Below are 2,061 nucleotides of genomic sequence, written 5' to 3'. Positions count from 1 at the left end.
ATGTTTGACACCACCTTCTACAAGACCGCCGCCTTGAGCGGCGACGAGGCGCGGACCACCGCCCTACAGGTCAAGAAGACCAACTTCGCCGATCTTGGCATCATTCCCGAGGAGGGCGACGTGGTCGAAGACTTCGTCAAGCTGGTTGAATCTTACCGTCCGCACCTGCTCGGGCTGTCCAGCATCGAAGTGACGCACCCTCTGGGGACGCGGCTGCTCAACGCCGTCAGCCACCTGAACATTCCTTCCATCGTCGGCGGCCCCTATGCCACTTTCGCGCCGGAGATCGTCATCCGCGAGAAGGGCGTGCACATGGTCTGCGTCGGAGAGGGCGAGGAGCCGCTGGTCGAACTATGCGACAAAATGCGCGCCGGCGAGGATGTCACCGGCATTGCCAATATCTGGGCCAAGAAGAACGGCAAGATCATCCGCAATCCGATCCGCAAGCCCATTAACCTGAAAAGCCTGCCCGAGCAGGACTGGGAAGTGTACGACAAGCGCCGCTTCTGGAAACCGATGGGCGGCAAGATATCGGTGACCGGCACTTTCGAGATGAATCGCGGTTGCCCCTATACCTGCACCTTCTGCATTAATTCGGGATATGACGAACTGTACGGCAAGCTCGGCGGCTATTACCGCGAACAGGATGTTGATCGTCTGGTCGATGAGATGGCGGCCAAGAAAGAAAAATACGAACTGGCCTACGTCTACCTTGTGGCGGAGAGTTTTCTGACCACCACCCGCGAAAGAATCGAGCGTTTCGGCAAGCTGTTCCGCGAAAAGGTGAACCTTCCCTTCTGGGTGGAGGCCCGCCCCGAATCCATCACCATCGACAAGGTGGAGATGCTGAAAGGTATCGGCTGCGAGGGCATCAGCGTCGGCGTCGAGAGCGGCAACTTCGAGCTTCGCAAGAACATCCTCGGACGCAACGTCAGCGACAAGACCATCATCAAGGCCTTTGACCTTCTCCGCGATTCCAAAATCCGGGTCAGCGCCAACAACATTATCGGCTTCCCCACGGAAACCCGCGAGATGATCTTTGACACCATCAGGCTTGACCGCAGAATCCAGCCCGACGGCGTTATGGTCAGCTTTTTCAGTCCTTACAAGGGAGCGACGCTGCGCGACATGTGCGAGCGCGAAGGCTACATCAAGGACGAAACCATCGCCGAGGACTACCGGCTGAGGCCGACCATGGACATGCCGCAAATGTCTTCCAAGGAATTGGCCGGCCTGCACCGCACCTTCCCCCTTTATGTCAAATATCCGGAGGAGGAATGGGACGACATCCGGCTTTGCGAGGCCGACACCCCCGAAGGCAACGTCCTGTTCGAGAAATACGGCCAACGCTACATCAGAGATTTCATGAGTTAGCCATGGCCAAAATTGCCTTTCTCGGCGTCGGCGCCATGGGTCGGGAGATGGCTCTTAACCTGCTCAAGGCCGGTCATCGGGTCAGCGTCTATAACCGCACCGCCGCTAAAGCCAAGCCCCTCATCGACGCCGGCGCCTCGCCGGCGGCGACGCCGGCCGAAGCCGCCGCCGGCGCCGATTTCATCATTTCCATCGTCGGCGACAATGACGCCTCGCGCTCCGTCTGGCTGGGGCCGGACGGGGTTGCGTCCGGCGTCCTCAAGCCGGGCGCCGTCGCCGTTGAAAGCTCTACCCTGTCCAGGGAATGGGTCATGGAACTGGACGGCGCCTTGCGTAAAAAGGGGCTGAGGTTCATCGATTGCCCGGTCACCGGCGGCCCCGACGGCGCTCGCGCAGGAACTCTCACCCTGCTGGTCGGCGCCGACAAGGATACCCTGGAAGAAGCATGGCCGGTGCTGTCGGCCTACGCCAAGCGTTATATCCACTTCGGCCAGGTCGGCGCGGGGACCGCCTACAAGGTGCTGGTCAACCTGATCGGCGCCGTGCAGGGAGCGGCGCTGGCCGAGGGCATGGCGGTAGCCGAGCGGGCCGGCCTGGACCTGAAAAAAGTCGGCGAGGCGCTCTGTTCCGGGGCCGTCGCCAGCCCCCATGTGAAGTACATGGTAGAGCGCATAGTCAAGGGCGATC

General features: G+C 60.7%; 2 pseudogenes (both cut by a window edge). Both read left to right on the top strand.

The features are described 5' to 3' along the window. Positions 1-1,374, top strand: a pseudogene (locus tag A3H92_01000) (hypothetical protein); it begins 75 nt to the left of the window's first position. A 2-nt stretch (positions 1,375-1,376) separates the two neighbouring features. Continuing rightward, a pseudogene (locus tag A3H92_00995) lies at positions 1,377-2,061 on the top strand (hypothetical protein) (it continues 68 nt past the right edge of the window).

This window comes from Rhodospirillales bacterium RIFCSPLOWO2_02_FULL_58_16 (genome assembly GCA_001830425.1).
Lineage (GTDB): Bacteria > Pseudomonadota > Alphaproteobacteria > Rhodospirillales > 2-02-FULL-58-16 > 2-02-FULL-58-16.
Note: the sequence above shows the minus strand (reverse complement) of the source record. Positions and strands in the feature narration are given on the sequence as shown.